General features: G+C 38.0%; 23 protein-coding genes. 9 read left to right on the forward strand and 14 right to left on the reverse strand.

The window, feature by feature from the left end; all coding sequences use genetic code 11:
- Positions 1-77: 77 nt before the first annotated feature.
- From kdpC to kdpA, 3 genes are read right to left on the reverse strand one after another with little or no spacing between them, the layout of a single operon-like run.
- Positions 78-719 carry a potassium-transporting ATPase subunit KdpC gene (gene kdpC / locus ACQKII_RS05035; protein ID WP_427456943.1) on the reverse strand — a complete coding sequence of 214 codons (642 nt, stop codon included), beginning with the start codon at positions 717-719 and terminating at the stop codon, positions 78-80.
- A gap of 12 nt (positions 720-731) precedes the next feature.
- A complete protein-coding gene (kdpB, locus tag ACQKII_RS05040) occupies positions 732-2,795 on the reverse strand; it encodes a potassium-transporting ATPase subunit KdpB (protein WP_427456945.1) in 2,064 nt (687 codons plus the stop codon).
- Positions 2,796-2,810: 15 nt separating this feature from the next.
- Positions 2,811-4,505 (reverse strand): potassium-transporting ATPase subunit KdpA, encoded by a 1,695-nt coding sequence (gene kdpA / locus ACQKII_RS05045; RefSeq protein WP_427456947.1) that lies wholly within the window; start codon positions 4,503-4,505, stop codon positions 2,811-2,813.
- Between the two features lie 372 nt (positions 4,506-4,877).
- On the opposite strand from kdpA, the gene ACQKII_RS05050 reads away from it, so the two are divergent.
- Both ACQKII_RS05050 and ACQKII_RS05055 read left to right on the forward strand, forming a co-directional pair.
- Positions 4,878-7,583 carry a DUF4118 domain-containing protein gene (locus ACQKII_RS05050; RefSeq protein ID WP_427456949.1) on the forward strand — a complete coding sequence of 902 codons (2,706 nt, stop codon included), beginning with the start codon at positions 4,878-4,880 and terminating at the stop codon, positions 7,581-7,583.
- Positions 7,576-8,280: a response regulator transcription factor gene (locus ACQKII_RS05055; RefSeq protein WP_427456951.1), complete on the forward strand. Its 705-nt coding sequence runs from the start codon at positions 7,576-7,578 to the stop codon at positions 8,278-8,280. The genes ACQKII_RS05050 and ACQKII_RS05055 overlap by 8 nt, the downstream gene beginning before the upstream one ends.
- A 64-nt stretch (positions 8,281-8,344) precedes the next feature.
- Here ACQKII_RS05055 and ACQKII_RS05060 read toward each other — a convergent pair whose 3' ends face one another.
- Positions 8,345-10,033 carry a methyl-accepting chemotaxis protein gene (locus ACQKII_RS05060; RefSeq protein ID WP_427456953.1) on the reverse strand — a complete coding sequence of 563 codons (1,689 nt, stop codon included), beginning with the start codon at positions 10,031-10,033 and terminating at the stop codon, positions 8,345-8,347.
- Between the two features lie 446 nt (positions 10,034-10,479).
- Between ACQKII_RS05060 and vrrA the strand changes: the two genes are divergently transcribed.
- Both vrrA and ACQKII_RS05070 read left to right on the forward strand, forming a co-directional pair.
- Positions 10,480-11,052 (forward strand): VrrA/YqfQ family protein, encoded by a 573-nt coding sequence (gene vrrA / locus ACQKII_RS05065; RefSeq protein WP_427456955.1) that lies wholly within the window; start codon positions 10,480-10,482, stop codon positions 11,050-11,052.
- Positions 11,053-11,248: 196 nt separating this feature from the next.
- On the forward strand, positions 11,249-12,217 hold the full coding sequence (locus ACQKII_RS05070; RefSeq protein WP_427456957.1) for a 4-hydroxy-3-methylbut-2-enyl diphosphate reductase: 969 nt from the start codon (positions 11,249-11,251) through the stop codon (positions 12,215-12,217).
- A 171-nt stretch (positions 12,218-12,388) separates the two neighbouring features.
- Here the strand turns inward: ACQKII_RS05070 and ACQKII_RS05075 are convergent, their stop codons facing one another.
- Complete coding sequence (locus ACQKII_RS05075; RefSeq protein WP_427456959.1) at positions 12,389-13,090, reverse strand: response regulator; 702 nt, start codon at positions 13,088-13,090, stop codon at positions 12,389-12,391.
- Positions 13,091-13,151: 61 nt separating this feature from the next.
- On the reverse strand, positions 13,152-14,732 hold the full coding sequence (locus tag ACQKII_RS05080; RefSeq protein WP_427457457.1) for an ATP-binding protein: 1,581 nt from the start codon (positions 14,730-14,732) through the stop codon (positions 13,152-13,154).
- Between the two features lie 112 nt (positions 14,733-14,844).
- Here ACQKII_RS05080 and ACQKII_RS05085 point away from each other — a divergent pair, with 112 nt between their 5' ends.
- The 5 genes from ACQKII_RS05085 to ACQKII_RS05105 all read left to right on the forward strand — a co-directional run bounded on the left by ACQKII_RS05085 (position 14,845) and on the right by ACQKII_RS05105 (position 18,759).
- Positions 14,845-15,894: a TRAP transporter substrate-binding protein gene (locus ACQKII_RS05085; protein ID WP_427456961.1), complete on the forward strand. Its 1,050-nt coding sequence runs from the start codon at positions 14,845-14,847 to the stop codon at positions 15,892-15,894.
- Between the two features lie 269 nt (positions 15,895-16,163).
- The gene (locus ACQKII_RS05090; protein ID WP_427456963.1) at positions 16,164-17,426 is read left to right on the forward strand and encodes a dicarboxylate/amino acid:cation symporter; all 1,263 of its coding nucleotides are present in this window, start codon (positions 16,164-16,166) and stop codon (positions 17,424-17,426) included.
- 177 nt (positions 17,427-17,603) lie between these two features.
- Complete coding sequence (locus ACQKII_RS05095) at positions 17,604-18,140, forward strand: tubby C-terminal domain-like protein (RefSeq protein WP_427456965.1); 537 nt, start codon at positions 17,604-17,606, stop codon at positions 18,138-18,140.
- 51 nt (positions 18,141-18,191) lie between these two features.
- Positions 18,192-18,389, forward strand: coding sequence for a YwbE family protein (locus tag ACQKII_RS05100; protein ID WP_427456967.1), 198 nt, complete (start codon positions 18,192-18,194; stop codon positions 18,387-18,389).
- Between the two features lie 190 nt (positions 18,390-18,579).
- On the forward strand, positions 18,580-18,759 hold the full coding sequence (locus ACQKII_RS05105; RefSeq protein WP_427456969.1) for a hypothetical protein: 180 nt from the start codon (positions 18,580-18,582) through the stop codon (positions 18,757-18,759).
- Between the two features lie 201 nt (positions 18,760-18,960).
- Here the strand turns inward: ACQKII_RS05105 and ACQKII_RS05110 are convergent, their stop codons facing one another.
- From ACQKII_RS05110 to rpoD, 8 genes are all read right to left on the reverse strand, one after another.
- On the reverse strand, positions 18,961-19,560 hold the full coding sequence (locus tag ACQKII_RS05110) for an NADPH-dependent FMN reductase (protein ID WP_427456971.1): 600 nt from the start codon (positions 19,558-19,560) through the stop codon (positions 18,961-18,963).
- Between the two features lie 318 nt (positions 19,561-19,878).
- Complete coding sequence (locus ACQKII_RS05115; protein WP_427456973.1) at positions 19,879-20,127, reverse strand: DUF2164 domain-containing protein; 249 nt, start codon at positions 20,125-20,127, stop codon at positions 19,879-19,881.
- Positions 20,128-20,238: 111 nt separating this feature from the next.
- Positions 20,239-20,463 carry a hypothetical protein gene (locus tag ACQKII_RS05120; protein ID WP_427456975.1) on the reverse strand — a complete coding sequence of 75 codons (225 nt, stop codon included), beginning with the start codon at positions 20,461-20,463 and terminating at the stop codon, positions 20,239-20,241.
- A gap of 14 nt (positions 20,464-20,477) precedes the next feature.
- The gene (locus tag ACQKII_RS05125; protein ID WP_427456977.1) at positions 20,478-21,599 is read right to left on the reverse strand and encodes a Nif3-like dinuclear metal center hexameric protein; all 1,122 of its coding nucleotides are present in this window, start codon (positions 21,597-21,599) and stop codon (positions 20,478-20,480) included.
- Between the two features lies 1 nt (position 21,600).
- The gene (locus tag ACQKII_RS05130; RefSeq protein WP_427456979.1) at positions 21,601-22,293 is read right to left on the reverse strand and encodes a tRNA (adenine(22)-N(1))-methyltransferase; all 693 of its coding nucleotides are present in this window, start codon (positions 22,291-22,293) and stop codon (positions 21,601-21,603) included.
- A 153-nt stretch (positions 22,294-22,446) separates the two neighbouring features.
- Positions 22,447-22,797 carry a c-type cytochrome gene (locus ACQKII_RS05135; protein ID WP_427456981.1) on the reverse strand — a complete coding sequence of 117 codons (351 nt, stop codon included), beginning with the start codon at positions 22,795-22,797 and terminating at the stop codon, positions 22,447-22,449.
- 463 nt (positions 22,798-23,260) lie between these two features.
- Positions 23,261-23,824: a hypothetical protein gene (locus tag ACQKII_RS05140; protein ID WP_427456983.1), complete on the reverse strand. Its 564-nt coding sequence runs from the start codon at positions 23,822-23,824 to the stop codon at positions 23,261-23,263.
- A 350-nt stretch (positions 23,825-24,174) separates the two neighbouring features.
- On the reverse strand, positions 24,175-25,302 hold the full coding sequence (gene rpoD, locus ACQKII_RS05145) for an RNA polymerase sigma factor RpoD (RefSeq protein WP_143995374.1): 1,128 nt from the start codon (positions 25,300-25,302) through the stop codon (positions 24,175-24,177).
- Positions 25,303-25,319 lie beyond the last annotated feature (17 nt).

Consider the following 25,319-nt stretch of genomic DNA (forward strand, 5'->3'; position numbering starts at 1 on the left):
ATACAGAAGCCGTTAGAGCAGACATGATGTCCTTTCTCTAACGGCTTTATTTTATGGACTTGTTCTACATTTGTTCACTAGTCATTTTCTTTTATTTTGTTAAATATAGCTAAGTTTGCCATAAGGAAGTTTACTTTATCCTCTCCAAACACACCAAAATCACGACTTTCGGTGTTAGCCTTCACAATCTTCCCTACCTCTTCTCGTGAAAGACCGCTTGCTCGCACAATACGCTCTATTTGAATTTCCGCTGCCTTCACGCTGATATGTGGATCAAGACCTGAACCAGAAGCAGTCATCAAATCAGCAGGAATGTCTTCACGTTTGACAGTCGGATTTGCTTGTAAAAATGCTGTTATAGCCAACTCAATTCGTTTTTTCAGTTCAGGGTTGGACGGTGCATAGTTAAAAGTCCCTGAGCTAACACCACTATAAGCTATTTCGCCATGGTCATTTGGAATGGTATCTTCTTTCGAATAAACATTGTAATTAATAGCAGATTCTCGGCCCCAGAAATACTCCGGTGACGTAAAGGACTGACCAAGTTTCTCTGAACCAACTACTCTACCATCGACTTCCACTAAACTACCATTTGCCTGTTGATTCAATAACCCTTGAGCAATTCCTGTCACTGCAAATGGATAACATAAACCACATAATACGAACATCGTTAAAGTCACCAACAGTGCTTGTTTCGAGTTTTCAAAAAATCTATTCATATAACTGCCCTCCTAAAAACCCATTATGTGTAATAGTGGTCCAACCAATAGATCAATCGCCTTTATTCCAATAAAAGGAGCAATAATGCCGCCTAGTCCATAAATAAGTAAGTTCTTGTGTAATAATTTGGATGCACTCATTGGCTTATACTTTACCCCTTTCATTGCAATAGGGATTAATAATGGGATAATCACCGCATTAAAAATTAAAGCCGAAATGATTGCACTTGTTGGCGAATTGAGACTCATTATGTTTAACGTCTTCATCTCTGGTACTGCTACCATCAACATTGCCGGGATAATGGCAAAATATTTAGCTACATCGTTGGCAATACTAAAAGTTGTCAAGGCTCCCCTAGTCATCAGTAATTGTTTGCCAATCTCTACAACTTCTATTATTTTAGTTGGATTAGAATCTAAATCTACCATATTAGCTGCTTCTTTTGCTGCATTTGTCCCTGAATTCATTGCAAGACCAACATTCGCCTGTGCCAATGCAGGGGCATCATTCGTTCCGTCCCCTGTCATTGCTACTACTTTTCCAAGGGCCTGCTCATCCTTAATAACCTTAATCTTGTCTTCCGGCTTACTTTCTGCGATAAAACTATCCACTCCCGCTTCTTTAGCAATAGCTGCGGCCGTAAGTGAGTTATCTCCGGTACACATGATTGTTTTAATGCCCATTGCTCGGAGCTGTTCAAAACGCTCCTTTAAACCAGTCTTTACAACGTCTTTAAGATAGATAACGCCTAAAATTTTATTATTTACCGCTACAACAAGCGGTGTTCCCCCAACAGAAGATACTTGATGGACAAGTTGTTCCAAATTTGCAGGGATGTTATGACCTGCAGCAAGACTCTCTTGTTTTATCGTATCGTAAGCACCTTTACGAATTATTGTGCCATCCGTCATATCCAATCCACTCATCCGAGTCTGCGCTGTAAATGGAATATGCTCGCTGGATTTAATAAGGTTCTCTTCCTCTTTTGTATCAACACCTAAATCGCAAGCTAGAGATAAGATTGACTTTCCTTCTGGTGTATCATCTGTTAGTGAGCTAAGCCATGCAGCTCGCATCAATTCTCTTCGATCGACACCTTTCACGGGTGAAAATTCAGATGCCATGCGATTGCCATACGTTATCGTTCCTGTTTTATCTAAAATCAATGTATCTACATCGCCACAAGCTTCCACCGCTCTTCCCGACATTGCAATGACATTGAACTGTGTCACCCGGTCCATGCCCGCAATTCCTATCGCAGACAGCAATCCACCAATCGTTGTAGGTATTAAACAGACTGTAAGTGCTATCAACGTGGCAATTGAAATCTGTACATTTAAATAATTAGTCATTGGATAAAGTGTAACGACCACTAATAAAAAGATCATCGTTAAACTTACTAAAAGCGTATTCAAGGCAATTTCGTTCGGCGTTTTTTTACGACTTGCACCTTCTATGAGTGCAATCATTTTATCTAAAAAAGACTCCCCAGGCAGTGAAGTGATTTCAATCATTAGCCAATCACTTGTTACGGTCGTTCCACCAGTAACAGAAGAAAAATCACCCCCACGCTCTTTCACCACCGGTGCAGATTCACCAGTGATGGCTGATTCATCAACTGTAGCAATTCCTTCAATGACATCGCCATCATTTGGAATAACTTCACCTGCTTGAACTAAAACAATATCCCCTTTTTTAAGTTCATGAGCCTGTTTCATTATTTCTGAGCCGTTAGCCAAAAGGACACGTGCCTGTGTAACTGTTTTTGTCTTTTTCAACGTTTGTACTTGCGCCTTGCCTCTTCCTTCAGCAATAGACTCTGCAAAATTAGCAAAGAGAATCGTAACGAAGAGAATAATAGTGACGATTGCATTATAAAGTCGACCATGCTCTCCTCCCCCGCTTCCCAGGAGATTAGGGAAAATCGTTAACAATAGAACAAATAAAAACCCAATCTCTACGACGAACATAACAGGATTCTTTATCATGTATACTGGATTAAATTTCTTTAAAGACTCTATCATTGAGCTTTTCATCATATCACTCGTGATAAAACTTTTTTTGGCAGTTTCCATAAGTGTCTCTCCTCATCAAGAAATTATTTGTAAATGCTCAGTAATAGGTCCAAGTGCCAATGCCGGTAAAAATGTTAAGGCGCCCATCATTATGACAATGGCAACGAGTAAGAATGTAAACGTCGTATTGTCGGTTTTCAATGTTCCTACTGAATCGCCATACCACACTTTTTTCGCGAAAAGTGATGCAATAGCTAGTTGAATAATAATCGTTAGATAGCGCCCACAGAACATGGCTAAACCTGTCGTGACATTCCAAAATGTCGTATTATCAGATAATCCTTCAAAACCAGAGCCGTTATTCGCCGAAGCAGAAGCAAATTCATATAGAACCTGAGATAACCCATGAGCCCCCGGATTCGTTATGCCTGCAACGCCAGCCGTAGTTGCAACAGCCAGTGCTGAAAATAACAAAATAATGGCAGGATGAATTAAAATACAAAGTGCTATTAACTTCATTTCCTTTTCCTCTATTTTCTTTCCTAAAAACTGAGGTGTTCGACCAATCATGAGGCAGGCAATGAAAATCGTTAACATGACATACATCATCATGTTCATCAGTCCGACTCCCTTGCCCCCGAATACAACGTTTAACATCATGTTAAACATCGGTACAAGTCCACCAATTGGCGTTAATGTGTCGTGCATATTATTGACAGACCCTGTTGTAAAGGCAGTTGTAACCGTTGTGAATAACGCAGATTGCGCGACACCAAAGCGTATTTCTTTCCCTTCCATACTTCCCAGTTCCTGCGAAAGGCCAAGCTCACTAATGATTGGATTACCCGTGCGCTCAGCTACATAGACCGTTACCAAGCCCATGAGGAACAGCATACTCATTGCAACAAAGATAGATAGTCCTTGCTTGCCAAATATCGTTTTCTTTTTTCGATAAGCAATCATCAAGCTAAATGCGACAATACATGCCCCAGGTAACAACATCATGGACAGCATTTCTATAATGTTAGAAATAACAGTAGGATTTTCAAAAGGCGTCGCTGAATTGGCACCATAAAAACCACCACCATTTGTACCTACATGCTTAATAGATTCAAGCGATGCCACAGGCCCAAGTGCAATATCTTGCATCTTTCCTTCTATCGTTTGTACGGTCTTATTCGCACTTAAGGTTTGAGGCGAACCTTGAGAAACTAACATGATTGCAACTACCATTGAAATGGGCAATAATACACGGGTAATGACACGTACAAAATCTATAAAAAAATTACCCAGTGTATCAGTTTTAGCAACTAAACGGCGGCAGAATGCCATACAGGCTGCATAACCTGTAGCTGCAGACGTAAACATCATAAATATAATCACAAGCATCTGCGATAAATAACTAAGTCCTGATTCACCACTATAATGCTGAAGATTTGTATTGGTCATAAATGAAATGATTGTATTAAAGGAAAGTGAGGCTTCCATATTATCAATATCATTTGGATTTAAAAACAAAGTCGACTGCAGACGTAATAGAAGATAGCCAACGAACACCATAAAGGCATTTGATAACATGAGCGTCAGCACATATTGTTTCCCTGTCATATCGACTTGCTTAATGCCACATATTTTATAAATGACACCATCGACTTTATCCAATACCGGATCAAGCCATGTTTTTTGTTGCATTGTTACTCGGAAAAGATAATGACCCGCTAGTATGACCAGCGGTACATAAATGCTTAAAACAATCGCTATTTGCCACATACGCTATCCTCCTTAAAGCCTATTAATAGTTTTCTGGATGTAATAATGCATGCCCCAGATAACCAAAAAGCAACACAAGCGTAATTCCCATGACTATCCACATGATGATTCCTCCTTTATTTTTCATTGACTAGTGTGTAGCACCAAACCGTTAACGCATAAAGACTGGCAAAACTAATAAGCAGTAAACTAACCATTAATAGGTCCATCAATCGAACTCACCCTTCCCTCTATTGGATATATTCATCATACTGACTTTCAAATTAATGTAGCGTTAGGAAATGGCCTCTTGATATTAAGAAAACATTAAGGTGAAATCTTTACACTTTCTTAATGGAAGATAGCGCTATAATACAAATGAGGTGAAGAATCATGGAAGATGTACGCCCCACTCCAGAGACGTTTTTAGCGAAGATACGAGAAGAAGACCCTACAGCTGGTAGACTAAAGATATTTCTTGGCTATGCAGCTGGCGTTGGCAAAACTTATGCTATGCTTGACGCTGCACAGCAAGCCAAGATATTAGGGAAAGACGTGGTAATTGGCTATGTGGAGCCACATCCTCGTCCTGAAACATTCGCCTTAATGGAAGGCCTTGAACAACTACCAACCAGAAAAATCAATTATAAAGGGAAAATCTTTCAAGAATTAGATATCGATGCGGTCCTTAAACGTAAACCAGAGATTGTCCTTATTGATGAGCTAGCACATACAAATGTTCCGACTATGCGCCACTTAAAGCGTTATGGGGACGTAGAAGAATTACTGGCAAATGGCATCCATGTCTATACAACTATCAACATTCAACATATTGAAAGCCTACAGGATATAGTGGAAGAAATTACAGGGGTAAGCGTACGAGAACGCATACCGGATTACTTAATCGATCGTGCAGCACAAATAAAGATTGTAGATATTGAACCAGATGAGTTAATACAACGCCTTAAAGAAGGTAAAATTTATCACATGCTACAAGCAAAAAAAGCTCTGGATTCTTTTTTTCGTAAAGAAAATTTAGTCGCTCTCCGAGAAGTTACACTTCGAAGAACAGCAGATACCATCAATTACAAACAAGGTATCGATAACCATTCTTTTAAACAATGTACACAGGTAGAGGAACATATCCTTGTCGGTATTAGCAGTTCTCCTACCAATGCTAAAGTTATTCGAACTGCTGCCAGACTTGCACAAGCCTTACATGGTAAATTTACTGCTCTTTACGTCCAAAAAGAAAAAGATGAACATCAAAATGAAGCAAATACCGAACGTTACCAACAACATGTCAAACTGACTGAACAGCTAGGTGGGCATGTCGTAATCGTCCAGGAAGACGATGTAGCAGTAGCCCTTGCTAACTATGCTCAAATTAGCGGCGTGACAAAATTAGTAATTGGAAGAACTGCTGTTAAAAAGAAATGGTGGCAACCCAATGCTAAAATCAGTGATCGGATCAATGATTACGTACCAAACTTAGCTATTCATATTGTACCTGATCATGAGAATGAGCCATTTTACTTTCCTAATGTAAGAAATCAACTTACATTTGAGTGGTTGGACTTGTTGAAAATGTTTGTGGTATTCAGTTTGGTATCACTCATTGGACTATTTTTCTACAGGATTGGGGTCAGTGAGTCGAACATTATCACCATCTACATTTTAGGTGTGTTAATTCTTGCGATATGGTCATCTGGATGGATGATGAGTATCATTAGTTCAGTGATAGCCGTCCTCCTTTTTAATTTCTTTTTTACAGAGCCGCGTTTTTCATTCGAAGCTTACCATCTCGATTACCCTATGACTTTTTTAATTATGTTCATTTCAGGCGTAATCACCAGTAGTTTAACGAAGAAGATAAAGAAGCAAGCTGCAGTTGCAGTTCGTAAATCTTATCGGATGGAAGTATTACTAGAAACAAATCGAAAGTTGCAGCATGCCAAATCACTAGATGATATTATTTTAGAGGGCATGTCACAAATCGTTAAATTAGTTGAAAAACCCGTGCAATTTTTTGAAATAGAGCATAATTTGATTGTCAAATCTATTTTTTATCGAACAGAGAGTATATCTAATGATGAAAATAATGATATAGCCACACTCTTTGAAAACACCAATGAACTGGGTGTCGTAAATTGGGTAATTAGTAATCAGCATGTAGCTGGCGTGACGACCGATATTTTCCCGGAGGTCAATGCCTATTATTTGCCGATTATTTCTAGTGGTAGTGTAAAAGGGATAGTTGGTATAGCTCTTTCAAAAAATTCCGCATTACCAGCATTTGAGCGCAATATTCTACATGCCATAATAAATGATTTTTCTTTTGCTCTTGATAAATGGCATTTACAAAAATTAAATGCAGAAGTGGCAAAAGAAGCTGAACTAGAGCAAATGAGAGCTAACCTTTTACGAGCAATCTCCCATGATTTACGAACGCCACTGACTACTATTTCTGGAAATGCAGATATATTGTTAACCAATACAGCTGAAATTCCAGATACAGAAAAAATTCGATTATATGAAGATATTTATAAAAATTCGAAATGGCTTGTACAAATGGTAGAGAATTTACTGGCAGTTTCAAAGTTAGATGATGGGCAATTTGCTTTAGAGATGCAATTAGAGCTTGTGGAGGATATTATTCAGGAAGCACTTTCACACGTCATTCCTATTAACAATACACACAAAATAGCTTACCATGTCGAGCCAGATTTATTATTGGCATTGATGGATGGACGTCTTATTATTCAGGTGCTCATTAACATAATTGATAATGCATTGACCTATACATCACCGGATAGTGAGATAACCTTACTGGCAAAGGAAAAGGGAGAAGCTGTGCATTTTAGTATCACAGATAATGGACCTGGTATTGATGATTCTTTAAAAGAAACACTGTTCGAACCATTTGTAACAGGTAAGGTACAACGAAGTGATAGTCGAAGAGGACTAGGATTAGGTTTGGCATTGTGCCAAACCATATTAAAATTACATGGAAGTGAATTAACGGTTTCGGATAATAAACCACAGGGGACTATTTTTAATTTTTCACTAAAAAAAGGAGTAATGACGATCCATGAATAAACGAATTTTAGTAGTGGAAGATGATGTGGCAATTGGGAACTTGATTAAAATGACATTGACAACGCAGCATTATGAATTCGACATTGTGCGAGATGGTACAAGTGCCGTACAAAAAGCGCTGTCAATGAAACCCGATGTCATTATTCTTGATTTGGGATTACCAGATATGGATGGCGTAGATTTTATTCATAAAGTGAGAAGCTGGTCACAAACACCTATCATCGTCGTTAGTGCTCGAAGTGAAGAATACGATAAAATCAATGCGCTTGATGCTGGAGCAGACGACTATGTCACGAAACCATTTAGTGTGGAGGAGTTACTCGCTCGTATTCGTGTAGCATTACGGAGAACAGCAATTGAGCATGATTCGGATAGTTTGCAATCTGTATTTGTGAACGGAAATTTAGAAATTCATTATTTAGCAAATACAGTGTTTGTGCGTGGTGAAGAAGTGCATTTGACGCCGATTGAATATAAGCTTTTAGTCGTTTTATCAAAGCATATTGGCAAAGTACTCACACATAATTTTCTATTGAAAGAAATATGGCAAAATGTACTTCCGACAGACGTTCCCAGTCTACGCGTTTTTATGGCAACTCTACGTAAGAAAATAGAAGAGAATCCATCTACTCCAAAGTATATCCAGACACATGTGCGCGTTGGATACAGAATGCTCCGTATTAGTGAAGATGAATAATCCTTCACCACAAAAAAGTAGCAGGAGAAAAGAAACCATCTCTCCAGCTACTTCTTATTTTCGTTTAAATTTTAAATTTAATAATTTCTTCTTTCACCGATAACGCTTCATCACTTAATGACTTTGCGACATTGTTAATTTCCTGAATAGTTGCTACTTGCTCTTCAATTGCCGATGCAATCGAACCTGACTGCTGTGCAGCATGATTGGCTGAGGAAGACATTTCATTGACAGATGCAGCGACCTCTTCCGAACTTGCTGAAATTTGTTGTGTAGAAGCGGAAACGTCTTCAATCTGAGAAGTCATCGATTCGATCGCGCTCAAAATCTTATCGAAAGCATTTTGGGCATTGTGAATGAACGCGACACCCTCGTCAACATTTAGTACCGTGACACCCACTGCCTTTTCCACTTCTATTGTATCTTGCTGGATGAGCGCTATTAAATCAACAATTTGATTGGCAGATTTTTTGGATTCCTCCGCAAGTTTACGTACCTCATCCGCAACTACAGCAAAGCCTTTTCCATGTTCACCAGCACGTGCCGCTTCAATAGCAGCATTAAGCGCAAGCAGGTTCGTTTGTTCAGTAATGTCTGTAATAACTTTTGTTATCGAAACGATTTCAGCTGATTGTGCACTTAACTTCTTAATGCGTTCACTTGTATCTTGCGATGATTGCTGAATAATCGTCATTTGATTTTCTGTAATGAGTAACGTTTTTTCACCTTCATTTGCAATAGATTGTGTGTCTATCGCATTGGAATGCAGCATCTGTGTTGCTTCGGCAATGCGTTGCACGCCGTGTGCTGTTTCGTCCATCGCACTCGAGCTTTCACGTCCAGTGGCAGCAGCTTGACTGTCACTTGTTGCCATCCTTTCAACAAGTTTAGCAATATCACTTGATGACAGCGAAATTTCATCTGTGCTCGCCGCTAATTCTTCAGCAGCTAAAGTGGTATGTTCGACATTTGTAGTCATACTATGAATCAGTCTATGTAAATTGGACTTCATCAAGTTAAATGAATTGGCTAAATCTCTTATTTCATCTTTTGTTCTGACTTCTACATCTTTTTGACTTAAATCACCATTCGCTATAACTTCAGCAGCAACAGCAAGTCTATTGACAGGTACCACGATGGAACGAACCAATATAAAGCCTACAGCTATACAAATACCTACTATAATGCCAAATATCCATAAAAACCATTTCTTATTATGATCTATTAGTTCTTCAACACTGTCTAATGCAGTTTGCGTTTCCAATATGCTTTCTTGCTGAAGAATTTCTACTTTTTCATTAATTTCAATTGAAGTTGTGTCAAATTCGAGCATGATTTGATTTCCTTGCTCTGGACCACCTTGGATATAGCTAGTTGCCATTTTCTGCCCTGAGCTGTAGTACTCATCAAAAGTTGCTTGAATATCGTCCAATTTTTCTTTATGTTGAGGATGTATGTTTTTCAGTTGTTCTAGATCTTTGTAAAAAATCTGACTATATCTTTCTGCTTGTTCAAACCCATCGTCTAAATTATTTTGAGCACGTGTTGCACTAATATCCGTTAAATATTGCTGCACCTGCACAACGGACAATTTCATCTCATCAGCTAGTAATGTCGCTTGAAGCGTCTTTTCTTTAATCAATTGTATTTGTTCCAGTTGAGATTTTGAATTCTGTTGTTGAAAAATACCCAAAATTAACACCAACAATACGATAAGACTAAAAGATAAAATACTTCTAAGTTTAATAGTCACAGAAATCCCCCTAAATTGCATGCGATTGTTAAATGTTATCGTTTGTTAAACGAAACAATCTTAACAATAACTTTACATGTTTACATAAATGTAACATAAAATATCGCTCCAAAGGACCATTTTTAGAAAAGTTCAACAAATCTTCTTAGAATCCCCCTTCATTTGTACTACTCTTTCGCTAAATAAGGACATTTTCTGACAAACACTTCACACTTCCAAAATGATAAAAAGGGTAAAATTTGTATCCTTTTCGAGAAATTTCTATAAGCACATCCGCTACAACAGTTTAATTTTAGTGAAAAGTCCACTTCAAACGCAGGAAATGTAATCATTCCGATCAATTGTTTTGTATAAGTGGGTTTGTCGAACGCTAATCTAAGTATCTGCATATCATATCTATAATCAGGTATGTCATCAATGATAAACTTGAATGAAAGGAGATCAACATGGTATTTCGACCACCTTATCCGTTTCAAATGTATCCCGGCGGCATGGGTATGCCCATGCAAATGCCCATGCAAATGCCTACACCTACACCGATGCCACAACAATCCTTTTTCCCACCCGGAGGCTTCCCTACTCAACCACGAATTCCGGGTGGCTTCCCTATTCAACCGCGAATTCCAGGTGGCTTTCCAATGTCTGGTGGTGGGATAGGGTCATTTGGAGGGCAAATGCCAATGCCACCTGTGCAAGAACCTTCAAAAATAGGTTCATTTTTACAATCAGCGAATAGTTTATTCAACTCTGCCAAAACGTATACCCCTTATATTCAGCAAGCAATGCCGATGGTGAAAAATATCCCATCCCTTTTAAAATTGTATAAAGGGTTTCAGGGTCTCCCAGCTGCCGGTGCTGTTGCAGGGGCTAGCGCTGTAGAAGCCGAGGCAGCTACTTCAGGCGATAGAGCAAGTTCAGCTAGAAGTAGGCGTTCTTCACAACAAAATACATCTACATCATCATTTACACCACGTGAACCGCTTCCTTCCAAACCACGTATTTTTCAGCCACCTATGTAGTTTAGTAAAGTAATAAAATATGGCACGATAGAAAGGAAATAAGCGAATATTTTTTCATATCGTTCGATAAGTCGATACAAATAAATAGTCTTGGTGCAATTGCATCAAGACTTAATTGATAGATATAACGTTTCTTTGTATTCGCCCTGCCTGTCCGTTATAATGTAGATACGTAAGCTTGAAAGGAGTCACAACCATGCAAGTATTAAAAATTAATCCACGTGGCTATTGCTACGGCGTTGTTGATGCGATGGTAATCGCACGTAACGCCGCACTAGATAAATCATTACCGAGACCTATCTACATTTTAGGGATGATCGTACACAATAAACATGTCACTGATGCCTTTGAAGAGGATGGTATCATCACATTAGACGGCGACAATCGCTTAGAAATTATTGAACAAGTTGAAACAGGCACTGTTATTTTCACAGCGCACGGTGTTTCACCTGAAATTCGTGAGATTGCGAAGCGTAAAGGCTTAGTATCCATTGATGCCACATGTCCTGACGTAACAGTTACCCACGATTTAATTCGTGAAAAATCAGCTGAAGGCTACGATATTATTTATATTGGTAAGAAGGGCCATCCCGAACCAGAAGGAGCAATTGGTGTTGCACCAGACCATGTCCATTTAGTACAGTCATCCACTGATATTGACACATTAAACTTAACAAATGATAAATTATTGGTAACGAACCAAACAACAATGAGTCAGTGGGATGTTGCACATTTAATGGATAGTTTAAAAGAGAAATTTCCTCATATTGAAGTGCATAAAGAAATTTGTTTAGCTACTCAGGTTCGTCAAGAGGCAGTTGCTAAACAAGCAGGGCAAGCCGATTTACTAATTGTAGTTGGGGACCCAAAATCAAATAACTCGAACCGTCTAACACAAGTGTCAGTTGAGATTGCTGGAACACCTTCTTATCGTATCGCAGACGTATCTGAGCTAAAAATCGAATGGTTAAAAGGAATTGATACCGTAGCGGTTACTGCTGGGGCATCTACGCCAACACCGATTGTAAAAGAGGTTATTACATTCCTTGACCAATATGATGATAATGACATAGCAACGCATACGATCAATCGTACAGTCACACTTGACAAAATCTTACCAAAAATCAAAACGCCAAAGCCTGTTGAAAAGATTATGCCCGACTAATTAACTTTAGGTGCATGACTAAATATTAAAAGAAGCTGTCTAAAAAGGAAGCGAGCATACTTTTTAGACAGCTTTTTCTATTAAATCAGTACTTTGTTTCTATCGTGCGAACTTCCTCTAACACGCAGCAAAAAAAGTTGCCCACCTAACGACTGATGAGGCAACTCCTTTTTATTTACTAAAGTAATAATTTATAGGTCGGCCGATGCCTCCATAGTGCACATCCATCGTTATTTCTTCTTGCTTTTCTAGATAATCTAAATAACGCCTTGCCGTTACTCGTGCAATACCAACGCCACTCGCAACTTCTTCGGCTGAAGCACCATCCACTGTTTGTAAATAATGCACCACTTTTTCAAGGGTCGCCCGATTAAAACCCTTTGGCAAATTTTTTTCGTACTTCAAGACATTTGTCTGCTCGACCTCTTCACGACCACCATGATAATGGAATAATTGATCGAGCTCCCCTTGTGTTAACTCTTGCTCCGTCTGCATTCTCTTCTTAAAGCGCTTATAATTCTCAAGGGTCCCTTGCACGCGCTCGAACGAAAATGGCTTCATAATATAATCAAAGACACCGAGATGTAATACCTGCTTCACCGTCTCCATATCATTAGCTGCCGTTACGGTAATGACATCGACATGCATTTTAAGTTCACGAATTTTATGCAAGCTTGTAATCCCATCCTGCTCCGGCATGAAAATATCCATAAATACTAAATCCGGTTGGAGGATACTAATTTGCTCTAAACCTGTAACACCATTTGCGGCTTGTCCAATTACCTCAAATCCCTCGACCTTTTCAATAAACTGGCGATTAACCTCCCGCACCATGGGATCATCTTCTATTAATAATACCTTTATAAGCGTCACCGTCAGCCCTCCTTTCAACTTGTATCACTGACACTTCACTTTCACGAAAAAAACCTGTTGCTTAATGAAGATAAAACGTTATTAAAAAACTTGTTCCTTTATGAGGTTCACTTTTCACTTCAATATCTCCATGTCCTTTGTGAACAATTTCTTTTATCAAATAGAGTCCAATACCTCTGCCCTTCTTTTCCTTTGTTGAAAAGCCATTATCAAAAATATGAGCTTTTACCTCATCTGCTATGCCAACGCCATTATCTGTGACTAATATCGCAAGCACACCGTCTTCCTCATCAACTGAAACATGAACGATTTTTTCTCCAGCTGGCATATCTTTTAATGCATCAAAGGCATTTTCTATTAAGTTGCCAAATAAAATAACAAAATCATGATGATCTAGATTTTTTGGAAATATTGAAAGATGGCTCGCCCGATCAATTTCTAGCGTAATTCCTTGCTCTTTCGCATAAGAAATTTTACTAAGTAGTAGACCGGAAATATTTTCATTTTTAATACGTTCATTTAGAAAATTGGTGATTTCATCATGTTCTTCCTTCACTTGCGTTAGGTACGAAAGTGCCTGTGCATGATGACCTAGCTGCAAAAGCCCTGCAATGGTATGCAATTTATTTTTATGCTCATGGGTTTGCACACGCAAGGCCTGCACAAACGCTCTAACCCCCGTTAATTCCTCTGCGAGCTGTTTCACTTCTGTACGGTCCTTAAACATAGCTACAGCTCCAACCGTTTGCCCGTTTACCTGTATCGGTATTCGATTACTCATAATACTATGACCATTAATATATAGCTCACGATTGTAGATAGGACGATCTAATGCTAAAATTTCAGGCAATCGTGTATCAGGTAGCACCTCAAAAATTTTCTTACCAATTAGCGTCACTGGTCGCTCAGATACCCCTAAAATTTCACAGGCCTTTTCATTGAAAATTGTAATTGTTAAATCATTATCAATCGCAATAATTCCTTCATGCATAGCGTTAAATGTTTCGGTTCGTTCTACATACATTTTGGCAATTTCATGTGGCTCTAATCCAAACATCTGTTTTTTCATATGAAGCCCTAAGGTATGAGCACCCCAAGCACTAAATAGAAGTGATAATAGTATTGTAATGAATAGTTCTTTTTGGATAGAGTGCAGTAACTCTGCGACAGTTAACACACTATAACCAACAACGACTACACCAATTTGGTGACCATCATTGCTCATTATCGGAACGAAAGCCCGTACCATCTCTCCATGTTCTCCATGCGCAATTGATGTATAATAATGTTCAGAAAACGCCGCGTTTAAATCACCAGATTGTGAGATTCCACCAATTTCATCCGTACTTGGATGCGAATATTTGCGTCTTTGCATATCAAGCACAACAATATACTGAGCACCATTTATATCCCGAATTTCTTCCACGACAGGATTAATATGTTGTGTCGCCATCACAAAATCATCATGGGAAATATAAGTTTTCAATTCTGGTAACTGCGATACTGTTTTTGCCACGAGTAATGCCTGATTTTCAAGCTTGTCTTTTTGCTCATTCATCACAAATCCTAACAAAAAAGTACCGCCTATACTAAAAGAAACAATGAGTATAAAAAAAGTGAGAGACATGATTTTTCTCTGCATGGATAACTTATGAAATTTCAAGCCCATCGCCTCCCTCTTACTATATTTTAGTTTACTCCATATGTTAGAATAACAAAAACATAAGAAAATACGAATCAATTGGGTGTAATAGATGAAAAAATTTATACTTGGAACAATAGCAACCGCATTACTGTTAACAATTTCCATAAGCATACAACAAGGTTTACTATTTGCAAAACCTCTCCCCTATGATGATGAACAAAAGGGCTTGGATACACAAATCACCATTCACTTAAGTCATGTCGTAGCCGAAAATACACCGAAAGGGCTGGCAGCAAGTAAATTTGCTGAGCTCGTCGAGGAAAAAACAAGTGGTGAGGTTAAGGTACATGTCTATCCAAACGCCTCGCTTTTTAATGATGAAAATGAGTTTAATGCTATACAAAGCGGAAAAGTTGAAATGATTATCCCCACTTTTTCTAAAATGACATCTTATGTACCCGATTGGCAAGTGCTCGATCTACCTTATCTTTTCAATACAGATGATGAAGTGCAGAAGGTACTAACAGGCCCAATCGGCGACCAATTATTAGAAGAGCTTGAGCCCTATCATGTAAAGGGCCTTAGTTTTTGGCATAATGGCTTCAAGCATTTAACCGCAGTCGATTATCCTATTCACACTTTTGAAGATTTAAAAGGCTTACGTGTGCGCACAATGCCTAGCAAAGCACTTGAAAGACAATTCGAGACAGTTGGTGCGACCTCCATCCCAATTTCCTTTAGTGAGGTCTTTACTGATTTAGAATCAAACGCGATTGATGCACAAGAAAATACGGCTTCCAATATTTACTCGAAAGGTTTTTACAAAGTGCAACAACATATGACTTTAACAAAGCATGGCATTTTAGGGTACGCTGTTCTAATCAACGAAAAGTTTTGGAAATCACTGCCGACAAAAATACAAAAGGATATTGAGGAAGCCATGGTGGAAACGACAGATTGGCAATTTGAACAGGCTATCCTCATGAATGAAAACGATTTACACAAACTAGAGCAACAAACTGGCTTTGAAATTTATGATATGAGTGAACAGGAGCGTCAACGCTTTAAAGAAAAACTTTCACCGGTCTATGACTATTACCGGACAAATGTCGAAAATGCTAATATACTTAATGAAATTCAAAAGATTGTTTCTCCTTAAATCAATACTTTTGGTCATTAATGATAAAACCTCACTTTTAAGTGGGGTTTTATTATTTGTATTATAATAGTTCATCAAAATACTCCTCTACTATAAAACAGCTTCAAACCCCTGCCATTATTGATTTTTAATAGCCATCATCAAAAAATGAACAAAATGAACAATAGAAACTTTTCGGTCATAAAAACTATTGTCGGAAAATTTCAGCTATGATAGCCACATGAAAACGCTCACAAAATATTCATCGACTTTTTAAGGGGGAGAGTTTAATGCGTATTAATTTTAAAAATTTAACTGTACAAGTACTGATTGCAATCGTGCTCGGTATTATTGTGGGTGCTGTGTTCCCAGAATTCGGCGCTAGCTTGAAAATATTAGCAGATATTTTCATCAAATTAATTAAAATGTTAATTGCACCTATTATTTTCTTAACCGTTGTTATTGGGATTGGTAGTATGGGTGACTTAAAAAAGGTTGGTAAAATCGGTGGGAAGGCACTTATTTATTTTGAAATTGTGTCTACGTTTGCACTCGCAATCGGCTTACTCGTTGTTAATATTGTCCAACCTGGTAAAGGTTTCGATACAGATGCTGCAAATGGTGCAGATGTATCACAATACACGGAGCAGGCCGCTGCTGCGGAGCATGGTATTGGCGCATTTATCATGCAGATTATTCCTGATAATGTTGTTGGAGCACTTGCTAATGGCGAGTTATTACCGGTGCTATTCTCGGCTGTATTATTCGGATTAGCAGCAGCTGCGATTGGCGAACCAGCCAAACCAGTGATTAAGTTTTTTGAACAAGTTGCAGATATCTTCTTTAAAATTGTCAATATGGTAATGAAAATTTCACCAATTGGTGCATTCGGTGCCATGAGTTATACAATTGGGAACTTTGGGTTAAAATCACTTGGTAATTTAGGTTTCTTAATGTTATCCGTCTACATTACTATGTTCATATTTATCACTCTAATCATCGGTTTAATCGCACGTTATTTCGGCTTTAGTATTTTTAAATTCATTAAATACATTAAAGATGAAATTTTCATCGTTATTGGGACATCCTCTTCTGAATCTGCGCTACCTTCGATGATGCGTAAATTAGAAAACTACGGCTGTTCGAAACAAGTTGTTGGACTAGTTGTACCAACTGGCTATTCATTTAACTTAGACGGTACATCTATTTACTTATCCATGGCGGCAATTTTTATCGCACAAGCGTATGGTGTTGATTTAGATATTTGGCATCAGATTACATTGCTTGCCATTTTAATGCTAACTTCTAAAGGAGCTGCCGGTGTAACAGGTTCAGGATTCATTACACTTGCTGCAACACTTGCTGCATTCCCAATGATACCTGTTGAAGGGATTGCTTTGTTAATCGGTGTTGACCGCTTTATGTCAGAAGCTCGAGCTGTCACAAACTTAATCGGTAACGGTGTGGCTGCAGTAGTTGTTTCTAAAATGGAAAAAGAGTTTGACCCTGAACAGGAAAAACGCGCACTTGCAGGCGAAGTAACGATAAATTAAAACTTTAATCTAGAGGGGTTATCTTCATCCCCTGCCATATAGACCGTTACTACGGGATAGGCGTTATCACTCTATCTTTAAAAGTTTTATTACCTCTATTGGAAAAATAAAATGACCATAATGCGAAACCTCCAATCTAGCTTACACGTATAGAGTAAGTAGATTGGAGGTTTTTTCATGGCTATATTTACACTTACATATCCAAAACCATTTGATAGATGCTCAAATTTACCGATTGTTAATGAGCACAACGAAACAGTTTGCCTACTGCAAAAAGTAGAACGTTCAACTGTTGGAAAAGTGCTTAATACCGCACTCCTCATTGCGTCGCAAGATTCACTACCACAACGTTATGAAACATGCACTACTCAGGGGAAACCACTTTTTCTAGTGCAATCTACTCTATTTCCCAAAGGTGTAAGTCACCAGCTAACTTTGCCTGATGGAAGTGTTCTACCGATTCAACGAAAAACTGTGCAATTACTGGAATCTTCTTATTCCTTTACGATGGATGACCTAGTCTTTCGCTTTGAGAAGGACTTCACTTCAACTGCTTATTTATATTGCAATGATGAAAAAATTGCCAGTGCATGTTTTGTAGAAAATGGCATTGTACGGGAAGGTATCGTCTATACACTCTTCCAATCAGACGATACATTATTCGTGGCATTACTGGCTTCACTTTACCAATCGCTATTTTGGGGAAGTAACTAACTTCATTTTATGCTATAATTCAAATCATTCTACACAGTTGTGAGGTAAAGTATGAACGGACAAAATCGAAAAGATATTTACCCTGGTCTTGAGGTCAACATTATTCTAAAAAAAGATCAGCGGTCAGGCATAAAAACAAAGGGCATTGTAAAGGATTTACTAACAAATTCTGCTTACCATCCACATGGTATTAAAGTACGCTTAACCGACGGACAAATTGGTCGTGTTTGTGACATTCTACAAAAATAAGATAGCTGGTTATCTCTCTCGAGGTAACTAGCTTTTTTACTTTCTTGTGATTAATTTAGCCTGCTAGAATCATCAAAAATATTCCGTGACGCGAAATATATTTGCTTGGTTATGACCTTTCTGCGCTCCTTTTCAAAAAAAGGCGTACACTTAAGTGGACACACATACTTATACTAACGGGGGCATTCTCATGGATTCAAAAGCAGCAGATATTAAAAACTTGATGACATTAAATTTACTGATTGAAATTTTAGAAGAACGTGGCGTTATGACAGATCAAGAATTAAAAGAACGTCTTACAAACAATGTAAAACTTTCTTCTATGGATGCAGATTTACAACAGCAAGTCATTGCAGAAATAAAACATTAATTCCTATCTTTAAATGTCAAAATCTATTGACGTTTTTCGTAAACGTAATCGCATTTGGATATTCATAAACAAAAACGCTTGGATATTCTCCAAGCGTTTTTCTTATATCTATTTGTCTGAAATACCCGACTGCATTTTGTAATTTCTGCCATGAGTACTCCTAGCATACTATTTTTTACTTTTTGGACAGCCCAAATCTTTTTAACGAATTGTTTTTAGTGCTGTTGACCATGGAATGACTTGGTCTAACATTTGGTTTACTGATTCAGCTTGCACATCTTTTGGCTTAAACACTGAACCGTTTTCGAAGTCAGTAAATAAGGAGAGTGCTGGATGTACACGAACATCTGCTACTAGTAACTCGCCAAGGATACCACGTAAATGTTCTGCCGCTCGTGCTCCACCAACTGAACCATATGAAACAATACCAGCTGCTTTGTTATTCCATTCTTCACGTAAATAATCTAATGCATTTTTAAGTGCTCCAGATATCGAATGGTTATATTCTTGAACAATGAATACAAAGCCGTCACATGCAGCGACCCTTTGAGACCATGCAGCTGCACCAGATGCATCTCCCCCTGGCTCACCTAGTAACGGTAATTTAAATTCTGCAATATCAATAATTTCATATTCCGCATCACGACGTTTTTCTGCTAATTCCTTCACCCATTGACCTACTTGTGGACTTAGACGACCTTCACGTGTACTACCTAAAATAATACCAATTTTCAACATTTCTTTTCCTCCTTCTTGTTCATAAGTTGAACTGAAACCGAATAATTTTTTTAAAAAACTCAAGCTTGTAACCTCCCTATTTTCCATGAAATTTAAGGAAAACAGCTCTCTAAGCCATGGTGCACAGGAATACGTTCCTTTATTCAATTTTTACTCAAGATTTATTAAGCGCTTGTTACAATTTATATCTCGATTTCGAGATATAAATGAAAAAAATATAAATTTCTTCTCGTGTATTTACTTCGAATTCCTTTATCTTTAATTCGAGATAAATTTAACACACCATGATTATCCTTGTCAATTGTTCCGTTTCAGATTTTTTAACTTACTCTAATGAAAAGAGACACAACTCTTTGTGCAATTGGGTCTCTTCCAAGTTGTTCATTTTATTTTTATCGGCCGCTCTAATGCAGCTAATTCATCTTCAATCGTAGAGAGCTGTCTGTCCATTACATATTTTGCGTCTGAGATGGCTGCATTATAAATATGCGGTGCCACATATTCCTTCACAAAATCGAATACTCTTTCAGCCTCAAATTCTGTAATATCCTCGTCTCGATGATTATAAAAAAAGCGTTGAATATCAGCTATTATTAATTCTTGTTGTTCCTTTGTTAAACGGATAAACAAAATGAATCGCTCCTCTCTATACTTTCCCAACATCATATCACTTCAAACTTGAACAATAAAATGACGAAAAAACTGAATTACCACGATCGCATAATTCAGTCTTGTGTTCTTTTATTGTTTACATTCAAATGAATAGCCTGTTGATAAAAAATTTTTTTCCTTGGAGACAATGGCTTTACGACCATCATCCTCACATTGCTGAGTCATTGCATCGATTTTCTTTTCATTCATATTATTGGTCACCAAAGTCATGCCTCCTCCAAATACAGCAATCATTAGACCAATAATAATCCATAACTTTCCAGCATTATTGCCAGCAGGTCGCCCATTTCCCACTTTAATTCCCCTTCCTAGACAAATAAAAATGGTTCTGTATCAATGGTAGATTGTACAAATTCCACTGAGAACTTTTTTTCTTCACACATTGCTGCCATCTTATTCGCTACCCCTGCAATCATAACCTTCTCTACATGATGTCCTGGATCCACGATTTGTAGACCGATGGCTTGTGCATCCTGTGCAGTATGGAAATACATATCACCTGTTAAAAACACATCTGCTCCTGCACGCTTCGCCGTATAAATATACTTATTGCCGTCACCGCCAACAAGTGCTATCTTGTTAATCTTCGACTGTAAATCACCAACGACACGTACTGTTGGTACATCTAGCTGCTGCTTTACAAACTCTGCAAATTCATGGAGCGTCATTTCCTGTGGTAAATAACCAACACGTCCTAAGCCCATAATATTTGTTTGTTGGTCCAAGCGAATCACCTCATATGCAGGTTCCTCGTAGGGATGCATGTTTAACATTGCCTTTAATAGACGATTTTTGATGGATGCAGGGAAAACGACTTCCACCTTTTCTTCTTTCTCGACATGTAACTCTCCAATCGATCCCACATGCGGATCGGCTCCATCTAACGCACGAAAACGTCCCTCCCCAGTCGTCGTATAGCTACATGCCTCATAGAATCCTAGACGCCCTGCTCCAGCCTGTGCTAGCGTCTCTCGTAGTTCATCTGCATTGGCAGTGGGGATAAAAACCGCAAGTTTAAAAACATCCTCTGCATATGTTTCTTCTAATATCGAACGATCTTTAAGTTGTAGCGCATCAGCAAGTAAATCATTGACACCGCCCTCTGCCACATCTAGATTTGTATGTGCGGCATAGACTGCAATATCATGCTTGATAAGCTTTTCATATAATTGTCCCGCTGGATTATCCGTGCGAATATTCGCAAGACGTCTAAATATTGGCGGATGATGCGCGATTATAAGCTCACAGCCCTGCGCGATGGCTTCATCTGCTACCGCTTCGTTAACATCCAATGTGACCAAAACTTTACTTACTGGTTTATTCAATGTGCCAATTGCGAGTCCAATTGGATCATTTTCCATGCATGCTAGTTTTTTAGGTGACCATGATTCAAACAATTGGATGATTTCCTGACCATTTACTGTTTTCATCTCATAAAACCCCTTCCACTAACTTTAATTGGCCTATTAATTCTGCACGTTTTACTTCAATTTCGGGTGTTTGCTCAGCTTCTTCAATAGATTGTAAAACACGCTGCCAATTTTCTTTTTCACGCATCCATTTTTTTATGAATGCGGGCGATTTACGTAGCATTAATTTTGGACCAAATAAAAATTCTGCTGCAGATAGCTCCATCGGCCCTCTTTGCAATACGAGAATTTCATAAATTTTATCATCTTCTTCTAAAATTTCTTCATCAAGGATCGCCCAATTATTTGCTAACGCCCATTCACGAATCACTTTGGCATGAATATTTGGCTGCAGAATAAGACGTGTAACACCATGTAAGCTATTAGGATGTTTTTCTAAAATTGACACAATCAGAGGTCCACCCATACCTGCAATTGTTATCGTATCTACATGATCAGCCGCTTCCACAGCAGCTAATCCGTCTGCTAGTCTCACTGTAATCTTTTCAGTTAAGTCTTCTTTTTGCACTTGTCCAACTGCTGATTCAAACGGACCTTTGACTACCTCACCTGCTACTGCGTAAGACGCAATACCTTTATGAATTAAATAACAAGGCAAATAGGCATGATCACTGCCAATATCAGCAACAACTGCACCTGTTGGCACAAATTTGGCCACTGTTTCTAATCTTTTTGATAATTTTTGTGCGTTCATTTTTTACCGCCTACCTTATATAGAGTCCATTCTAGTATGTATGATGTCGTGCAAAAAAACAAATGGAGCTGTCTCAAATATTGAGCAACTCCATCAAAATAATAGAGGCTGTACCAAAAGCGTGAAGACGCTTTTAGTACAGCCATTTTCAAACTATTTTAGTGTAGAAATGTATTCAGCGATTGCTTTTGCTTCCGCTTCGTTTTTCATTCCTGGTTGCATTGGAGTTCCCTCAATACCGTTTGTTAATACATCTACGATACGCGCTTCATCTAAGCCGTGTAGGGTTGGACCAACACCACCAGATAAGTCACTAGCGTGACAACCGATACAAGATTGTACTAATGCAGAACCGTCATCAGTAGCTTCTGTAGTTTCGCCACCGCCCTCATTTTCAGCAGCAATTTCTTTCTTGTTATCTGCGCCTTGTATAGACATGAAGAAAATAAGACCAATACCAAATGCCAGAATTAAGATGTAAGGAACGACTGGATTGTTTTTCATATGTTTCCCCTCCTCATTTTTAAATCTATTTCTATTATAATATAGAATCAGTCAACATCTAATATTGTACTGCATTAAACATGAAACGAAAAGCCCTATTCGCTAAGTTTTCCTTTGTTTGTAACAAATTCGACTTTTCTGTATCAATTGGATAAAATATGTCTTGCTATCCCCAATATATGGACTTCTAAAATACATTTTCCACTCGCTAATAGTTATTTCTTCTTGAAACTATCTTTCCACTTAAGACGCTTTCATATACCTAAAAACAACATGATTTTCATTATTTCATTTAACAGAATATCTTAATTTTAGAAACACAAAAATTAGTGGCGTATCATATCCAGTCTTTTGAATCACTTTGATGCAACTTTCTAATTACTATTTCACTAAATAAGTTATACTACTATTTTAGAAAAATAAAATAACCTCCTATGAGCTTTTGACCATAGGAGGAATCGGTTTATGTTAAGTTTATGATATAATAGCCGATTAGTGCCATTAACCCAAGAACACCTGAGACTGTGAAATAAAGTAGCTTCATTTTTATGCCTGACCACAGCCACACTCCACAATTAGCAGCAATCAAACCAAATAATGCAAGATTATTCCCAGTAAAATATGTAGTATAAATACGAATTGAACCACTAAATAACAAAATCGCGGCAATAATATGGAGTATAGGAGCCAACAAATTATTTTGCTTCACAACTCGGAACGCTATTGTGAATAACGTAATCGCAGCTATAGCCACAATAACCGTTAAAATCATTGTTAAAGAGGGAACTGTAAAATAGACATACAAAAGTGCAATCACGGCAATACATAAACCAACTATCAAAAATATCATTTTTCGTTTTTCTAAGGGCAAGACAGCCTGTTTATGATTCGCAAACTCTAGCTCCTGTAAGTCTTTTCCTTCTGCATAAAGGGTTGCTAAAAAATCGCAGTAATGCTCTGGTAATAGTTTATTTTGCTTCCAAAACAAAATCTCATTTAAGATTATTTTTTTACGAGGATTTGTCATAATGTATTCTCCAAACATTGCTTAATAATGGTTGTACTACAATTTTATCTCACAACCTACAAAAGGACATCTGTAAAAAGTCGCAAAAAGGAGAACTTTTGACCCCTTCTAAATATGTATTTTTATTTCTACTGTATTCCGTTAGTAACTATATCATTTAAATTCCCAGGTATATTTGCTTCATCTAGACAATATTTCTTGTGCAATACTACTTAGTTCAGCTTATTTCCACTAAGAACTGCTTAGCAGAATTCCTACCTCAACTCTCCACTTGAGATGGGCGTCTTACTGACCGTTAATGCGGGATAAAAAAAAGATACCTCCCATTGAAGGTATCTTTATATTAGAAATTATTCTAAGAAATCTTTTAATCGTTTGCTACGAGAAGGGTGGCGTAATTTACGAAGCGCTTTAGCTTCAATTTGACGAATACGTTCACGTGTTACACCGAATACTTTCCCTACTTCTTCAAGAGTGCGAGTACGACCATCATCTAAACCAAAACGTAAACGTAGTACATTTTCTTCACGGTCAGTTAATGTATCTAAAACATCTTCTAATTGTTCTTTTAACAGTTCATATGCTGCATGGTCAGAAGGAGATTGCGCTTCTGAATCCTCGATAAAGTCACCTAAGTGTGAATCGTCTTCTTCCCCGATTGGTGTTTCAAGAGATACTGGTTCTTGCGCAATTTTTAAAATTTCACGTACTTTTTCCGGTGTTAAATCCATTTCTTCACCAATTTCCTCTGGAGAAGGTTCACGACCTAAGTCCTGAAGTAATTGACGTTGTACACGGATTAATTTATTAATTGTTTCTACCATATGCACAGGAATTCGAATTGTTCGTGCTTGGTCAGCAATTGCACGTGTAATTGCTTGACGAATCCACCACGTTGCGTATGTCGAGAATTTAAAACCTTTACGATAGTCGAACTTTTCAACTGCCTTAATTAGTCCCATATTCCCTTCTTGGATTAAATCAAGGAATAACATGCCACGACCAACATAACGTTTCGCAATCGAAACCACTAAACGTAAGTTTGCTTCTGCTAGACGTTTACGTGCTTCCTCATCACCTTGTTCAATACGTTCTGCTAAAGCAATTTCTTGTTCAGCAGAAAGTAAATCAACTCGACCAATTTCTTTCAAATACATACGTACGGGATCATTTATTTTAACGCCTGGTGGTACGCTCAAATCATTTAAGTCAAAAGTTTCTTCACTTGCTTCTTCTTTCATTAAACTTTCTTCTTCAAATTCTTCTTTACCAATGATTTGAATGTCTTTATGTTTTTCAAGATCTTCGGCGAAGTGAAAGACCTCTTCATTCTCCAACTCATAAGGTGATAATTTCTCTGAAATTTCTTTCATCGAAATTTCACCATCTGTTTTCGCCTTTTCTTGAAGCAATTTTTTTGCTTCATCTAATGTAATTTCTACTTCTACCTCTTTTGAACGTTCAGACTTGTCCGCCATAAACCTTCCTCCTTCTA

It is taken from the genome of Lysinibacillus sp. NPDC048646 (assembly GCF_050272295.1).
Classification (GTDB): domain Bacteria; phylum Bacillota; class Bacilli; order Bacillales_A; family Planococcaceae; genus Lysinibacillus.